Source organism: Methylibium sp. (assembly GCF_013817365.1).
GTDB lineage: Bacteria > Pseudomonadota > Gammaproteobacteria > Burkholderiales > Burkholderiaceae_C > Methylibium.
Genome location: NZ_JACDCU010000173.1, coordinates 1 through 6080 on the forward strand (window position 1 = coordinate 1; position 6080 = coordinate 6080).

The following is a 6080-nucleotide window of genomic DNA, read 5'->3' on the forward strand; positions in this document are numbered from 1 at the left end:
GGACTGCGCTAGCGGTATCGCGCTGCAACGAGCATTGCGCAAGGAGACAGGCATGGATGCAAGACCGAGCCAACGGGTCGACGTGGACGTGCTCGTCGTCGGCGGCGGCGCGACCGGTGTGGCCGCGGCCACGACCGCCGCCCGTGCCGGGCTGAGAACCCTGCTGGTGGAGCGCTACGGCTTTTGCGGTGGCGGCGCGGTGGCGGGGCTGTCGGGGACCGTCTGCGGCCTGTACGAGGCAGAGGAAACGCCGCGCGAGCCGAAGAAGATCGTGTTCGGTTTCGTCGACGACTTCATCGCAGCGATGGAGCAGCGCGGCGGCCTGAGCGCACCCATGCTCTACGGCAAGACGTGGACGCGCGTGCACGAGCCGCTCGCTTGGCGCGACTCCGCCGACGCGCTGCTCGGCGATGCCGGCGTGCGCATCGCCTATCACTCCCTGGCCATCGGTGTGCACCGCAGCGGTGACCGGATCGAGGGTGCGACGATCTGGACCAAGGGCGGCCTGCTCGACGTGCGCGCGGGGCTGACCATCGACGCCAGCGGCGATGCCGACGTGGTGGCGATGGCCGGCCTGCAAACCTACTGCGGCGCCGACGGCGTGGTGCAGAACCCGACCATGATTTTCCGGCTGCAGGGCGTGGACACGCAGCGCTTCAAGGCCGCCTACGGCGCAGACACCATCCTGCCGCCCGAGGTGTCGGAGATGATCGCCACCGCCGCGGAGTCCGGCTACGCGCTGCCGCGCACCAAGATCTGGCTGTTCGAAACAACGCGCCCCGGCGAACTGCTGTGCAACTGCACGCGCGTGCGCGGTGCCGACGGGCGCGAGCTCAACTGCATCATTGCCGACGATTTCACGGAGGCGGAGATCCAGGGCCGCCGGCAAGCGCGCGAGTACGCCCGCTTCTTCAAGGACAAGCTCGCCGGCTGTGAGGCGAGTTGGCTCAACGACACCGCGGTGCAGGTGGGCGTGCGCCAGACGCGCCAGGCGCGCGGCACGGCGCTGCTGCGCAATGAGGACGTCGTGCGAGGCAGCAAATTCACCGATGGCGTGGCGCGCTCGCCCTGGCCGATCGAGCTGCATGCGGGCGCCAAGCCGCGCGTGTCGTGGCTGCTCAACGACTACTACGAGATTCCCTACGGCTGCTTCGTCCCCGAGCGCGGCGAGGGCCTGCTGTTCGGTGGGCGCTGCCTCTCGGCCGAGCACGAAGCGGTGGCTTCGGCGCGGGTGACGGCGCAGTGCTTCTCTTACGGGCACGCCTTGGGTGTGGCGGCCACCGTCGCGCTGCGCGAGCGCGTCGAGCCGCGCGCGATCCCGGGCGCGGCGGTGCGCGAACTGCTCAACCGACAGGGCGCCCGGCTCGACGGCTGACGAACTTTCGAGAACAAGGACCATGGTGCGACCTCTGAGAAGCAATTTCGAACGCGGCTCGACCCGCTGGGCCGTGCGCCACGCGCAGTGGAGCGCGATGGGCATCGCCGAAGCCGATTTCGATAAGCCCAAGATCGCGATCGTCAACACCTCGAGCCAGCTGTCGGTGTGCTTTCAGCACCTCGACGGCATCGCACGGCGTGTCAGTGACGCCATCCGCGCCACAGGCGGATTGCCCTTCGAGGTGCGCACGGCAGCACCTTCCGACTTCGTCACCAGCGCCGGCCGGCAGGGCCGCTACCTGATGCCCACGCGCGACCTCATCGTCAACGACATCGAGGTGCAGATCGAAGGCGCCGAGCTCGACGGCATGCTGCTGCTGTCGAGTTGCGACAAGACGACGCCGGCGCATCTGATGGCCGCCGCGCGGCTCGACGTGCCGAGCCTGATCCTCGCCTGCGGCTACCAGCTCGGCCGCCAGTGCGGCGAGCACCACGTCGATATCGAGGAGGTCTACAAGGCCGTCGGTACCGTCAAGGCCGGTCAGATGTCGATCGAGGGTCTGGAAGGCATGTGCCGCGTCGCCATCGACGGACCGGGCGTGTGCGCCGGGCTGGCGACCGCGAATTCGATGCACTGCCTGGCCGAGGCGCTGGGCATGACGCTGCCCGGCAACGGACCCATTCGCGCCGACGGCCCAAGACTGCACGAGTTGGCGGCGCAGGCCGGTGCGCGCATTGTCGAGATGGTGTCGGAGGATCTGCGCCCGCGCGCGATCCTCACGCCCGGCGCATTCCGCAACGCGGTGCGCTTCGCGGTCGCCACAGGCTGCTCGGTCAACGTGATGCGCCATCTGATCGCGACCGCCATCGAGGCCGAGTGCAATGTGGACGTGATCGAGGAGTTCGAGCGCGCCGCAGACCAGGTGCCGCTGCTCACGCGCATCCGCCCCAACGGGCCGCACCGCATCGAGGAGTTCGAGGCGGCGGGCGGTTGCCGCGCGGTGATGGCACGGCTGGGCACGCTGATCGACGGCGAGGTGCGGACCGTCTCGGGCCACAGCGTCGCCGAGGTACTGGCGCGGGCGCCCGACATCGACGCGAACATCATCCGGCCGCTCGACGACCCTTTCGCGCACGAGCCGGGCTTGATGATCATTCGCGGCTCGCTGGCACCCGACGGCGCACTGGTCAAGCTGGCCGCGGTGCCGCAGGGCATTCGGCGCTTCAGGGGCGAAGCCCGGGTGTTCGAGGACGAGGCGGTCGCCATCCAGGGGTTGGAGAGCCACACGGTGGAAGCGGGGCAGGTCATCGTGCTGCGCATGCTCGGCCCGAAGGGTGGGCCTGGGACGGTGTTTGCTGCGAGCTTCATGGCCGCGTTGGTGGGCGCCGGGCTGGGAAGCGACGTGGCCGTGGTCACCGACGGCGAGTTGTCGGGCCTGAACAGCGGCATCACGATCGGCCAGGTGATGCCCGAGGCGGCCGAGGGCGGCCCACTGGCGGCGGTGCGCGATGGTGACGTGATCGAGATTGATCTCACCGCTCGCCGCATCGAACTGGAGGTCGACGCCGGCGAGATTGCGCGCCGGCTCGAGGGCTTCACGCCCCCACAACCAAAGGGCCCGTTCGGCTGGCTGCACCTGTACGGCCAACTGGTTCAGCCGCTGTCCCGGGGCGCTGTGCTGGGCGCGCGGTCGGTGTCCACGACCCCGGCGTTGACGCCGCGCATCGTGCGCCGTTCATGAATTGGCGAGAGCGCGGCACCGCGACTCAGGAGATCGGCATGCGAACCATTCGACTCACCGATGCGGCAGGACAGGCCGAACGCGCCCGCAAGTTTCACGCGCTTCACGAACGGCCCGGCGCCTTCGTGATCCCCAATCCCTGGGACGCCGGTTCGGCCAAGCTGCTTGCGGCCATGGGCTTCGAGGCTCTTGCGACGACCAGCGCCGGCTACGCCTTCTCGATCGGCAAGCCCGATTCGCAAGGCGCGGTGAGCCGCGACGAGACCTTGGAGAACGTGCGGGCGATCGTCGGCGCCACTGGGCTGCCGGTCTCCGCCGATCTGGAAAACGGTTTTGGCGATGACGCCGCGAGCTGTGCCAAGACCATCCGCATGGCCGCGCAAGCGGGACTGGTCGGCGGTTCGATCGAAGACGCCACCGGCCGCAACGACGCGCCGATCTATCCCTTCGAGGAGGCAGTGGAGCGTGTGAGAGCGGCCGTGAAGGCGGCGCATGCACTGAGCTTTCCCTTCGTTCTGACCGCACGCGCGGAAAACCTGATCCACGGCCGCATGGATCTACCCGACACGATCCGCCGCCTGCAGGCCTATGCCGAGGCGGGCGCCGACGTGCTGTATGCGCCGGGACTGAAGACGCCACAGGACATCGCGGCGGTGGTGCAGGCGGTGACGCCCCGGCCGGTCAACGTGCTGATGGGGCTTGCCGGGGCGGCGCTGTCGGTGGACGAACTGGCGCGCCTGGGCGTCAAACGCATCAGCGTCGGCTCGGCGCTGGCGCGCGCCGCCTACGGTGAATTCCTGCGTGCGGCGCGGGAAGTGCGAGAGCAGGGCACGTTCACCTTCGCGCAGAAGGCGGTGCCGTTTGCGGAGATCAATGCGATGTTCGGGGGCTGATCAGGCTCGAGCCCCCGAGCACACGGCGAGCCCGGCGTCGACCCGCTCGCCAGGAAGATCGGCTGCGCGGTAGAGCCGGTACACCCGCTTGTGATTGACGCCCGCAAAAGATCGCATCCCTCGCATCCCTGACATTCCAACATACGTTAGAGTTTAAGCATGAGAGAGCTCAAGAACCGGTTGTACGAGCAAGTCGCCCGCATCGGGAAGGCGGTTGCCAGCCCGAAGCGCCTCGAGCTCATTGAGCTCCTGTGTCAGGGCGAGAAGACCGTCGAGACGCTGGCAGCACAAGCCGAAATCAGCGTGAAGCTCGCCAGCGCGCATCTCAAGGTGCTCCGTCAGGCCCGCCTCGTCAACACCCGCAAGGACGGCAAGTACGTGCTCTATCGGCTAGCCAGCACCAGCGTGGCGGACCTCTGGGTGAACCTGCGCTCGGAGGCTGAGGAACGTCTGGTCGAGCTCCAGATGGCGCTCACGTCCATCGTCGAGCACGCAGACGAGCTGAAGGGAGTCGACCGCGCTGACATCCTGCGCCGAGCCGCAGCCGGTGAGGTCGTCGTTCTCGACGTGCGCCCCGCGGACGAGTTCTCCGTCGCTCATCTGCCGCATGCGCGTTCGCTTCCTGTTGACGAACTCAAGAAGCGCCTGGCCGAACTGCCGAAGGACGTGCCGGTGGTCGCGTACTGCCGTGGCCCGTTCTGCGTGATGGCCAAGGATGCCGTCGAGCTTCTGCGGAACAAGGGCTACCAGGCCTTCCACCTGACCGACGGCGTCGCAGAGTGGCGTGCCAAGGGTCTTCCGGTCGAGGAGTAACGAGGTGCCGCCATGAAAACGCTTCTCGTCCAGAACGACGCGCCCTCCGATAGCGAGCGCACCGCAACGGCACCGACTCGCCGGCACGCTGGTCAAGAAGGAAGGCAACGGTTCGAGAAGCGCTTCAACCCCATGCTGTCGATGTTGAAGGAAGCCTTCGTCGAGGCGGTGACTGCCGAGATTCCGCCACAGCCGGCGGACGTGGCGCACATCGTCGAGGCCAATCTTCGTGGTGTAGTGCCTGATGCGGCCCACGCCTGACCGTACGATGAACTTCGGCATCCGCGCCAACCTGGGTCAGTTCCTGCAGCAACTGCTGCAGGTTCTGCTGGTGGGCATGACCATCGGGATGATGCGCACCGTCGTCCCAGCGCTCGCTGAGACGGAGTTCGGCGTGCCTCGCGGCTCCTTCATGCTGCTGGTGGCGTTCGTCGTGGCCTTCGGGTTCGTAAAAGGTGCGATGAACTTTGTGGCAGGCCGCATGGCGGAGCAGCTCGGCCGCAAGCGGGTGCTGCTCTTTGGATGGCTGGTCGCGCTACCCATCCCGCCCCTGGTCTACTTCGCCCCCAGCTGGTCTTGGGTGGTCGCGGCGACGGTCCTCCTGGGCATCAACCAGGGTCTGACCTGGTCGATGACCCAGACGGCAAAGCTCGACTTCACCCGGGCCGACCAGCGCGGCCTCGTCATCGGGCTCAATGAGTTCTCGGGCTATGTCGGCGTAGCCATCGCCGGCATCATCACCGGCTACCTGGCGTCGATGCTGGGGCCGCGTGAAGGCCTGCTGTGGTTCGGCGCCGTCGTCATCGGTCTGGCTACGCTGCTGTCCTGGCTTACGGTCGCTGAAACCCTGCCCTGGGCACGTGATGAGGTGAAGCGGCACGCCAGCCCATCGGCTCAGGCGTTGAAGCCCAGGTACCCGACGGCCGTCGGCTCACAACCCTCGACGGCCGAGATGTTCGCGCTGATGAGCTGGCGCGACCGGCGTATGGCCGCAATCTGTCAGGCCGGGCTGGTGGAAAAGTTCGTCGACGCGCTGGTCTGGGCCTTCTGGCCGGTGTACCTGCACCAACAGGGGGTCAGCTTGCCCGGCATTGGCTGGATAGTGGGCATCTACGGCTTCACCTGGGGCGGGGCCCAGCTGGTCACCGGCAAGCTCTCCGACCGTGTCGGGCGGCATCTGCTCAACTCGTGGGGCATGTGGATTTGCGGCGCGGGCGTGGCATTGATGCCCTTGGGCAGCGGCGCGCTGTGGTGG

Annotated in this window: 6 protein-coding genes; all 6 read left to right on the forward strand. The window is 67.7% G+C overall.

Features of this window, described 5'->3' with window-relative positions; genetic code table 11:
* Positions 1 to 52: 52 nt before the first annotated feature.
* Positions 53 to 1375: an FAD-dependent oxidoreductase gene (locus H0W38_RS11655; protein ID WP_292454124.1), complete on the forward strand. Its 1323-nt coding sequence runs from the start codon at positions 53 to 55 to the stop codon at positions 1373 to 1375.
* 22 nt (positions 1376 to 1397) lie between these two features.
* The gene (locus H0W38_RS11660) at positions 1398 to 3119 is read left to right on the forward strand and encodes a dihydroxy-acid dehydratase (RefSeq protein WP_292454126.1); all 1722 of its coding nucleotides are present in this window, start codon (positions 1398 to 1400) and stop codon (positions 3117 to 3119) included.
* A 38-nt stretch (positions 3120 to 3157) separates the two neighbouring features.
* Complete coding sequence (locus H0W38_RS11665; protein WP_292454127.1) at positions 3158 to 4012, forward strand: oxaloacetate decarboxylase; 855 nt, start codon at positions 3158 to 3160, stop codon at positions 4010 to 4012.
* A gap of 159 nt (positions 4013 to 4171) precedes the next feature.
* Positions 4172 to 4825 (forward strand): metalloregulator ArsR/SmtB family transcription factor, encoded by a 654-nt coding sequence (locus H0W38_RS11670; protein WP_292454129.1) that lies wholly within the window; start codon positions 4172 to 4174, stop codon positions 4823 to 4825.
* Between the two features lie 12 nt (positions 4826 to 4837).
* Positions 4838 to 5086, forward strand: a complete 249-nt coding sequence (locus H0W38_RS11675) for a hypothetical protein (protein ID WP_292454131.1) — start codon at positions 4838 to 4840, stop codon at positions 5084 to 5086.
* A 7-nt stretch (positions 5087 to 5093) separates the two neighbouring features.
* On the forward strand, positions 5094 to 6080 hold a 987-nt coding region (locus H0W38_RS11680; protein ID WP_292454133.1), incomplete at its 3' end, for an MFS transporter.

Excerpts from the sequence above, each read along its gene's own strand:
- H0W38_RS11655 (WP_292454124.1), top strand. The coding sequence starts at position 53 with ATGGATGCAAGACCGAGCCAACGGGTCGACGTGGACGTGCTCGTCGTC.
- H0W38_RS11660 (WP_292454126.1), top strand. The coding sequence starts at position 1,398 with ATGGTGCGACCTCTGAGAAGCAATTTCGAACGCGGCTCGACCCGCTGG.
- H0W38_RS11665 (WP_292454127.1), top strand. The coding sequence starts at position 3,158 with ATGCGAACCATTCGACTCACCGATGCGGCAGGACAGGCCGAACGCGCC.
- H0W38_RS11670 (WP_292454129.1), top strand. The coding sequence starts at position 4,172 with ATGAGAGAGCTCAAGAACCGGTTGTACGAGCAAGTCGCCCGCATCGGG.
- H0W38_RS11675 (WP_292454131.1), top strand. The coding sequence starts at position 4,838 with ATGAAAACGCTTCTCGTCCAGAACGACGCGCCCTCCGATAGCGAGCGC.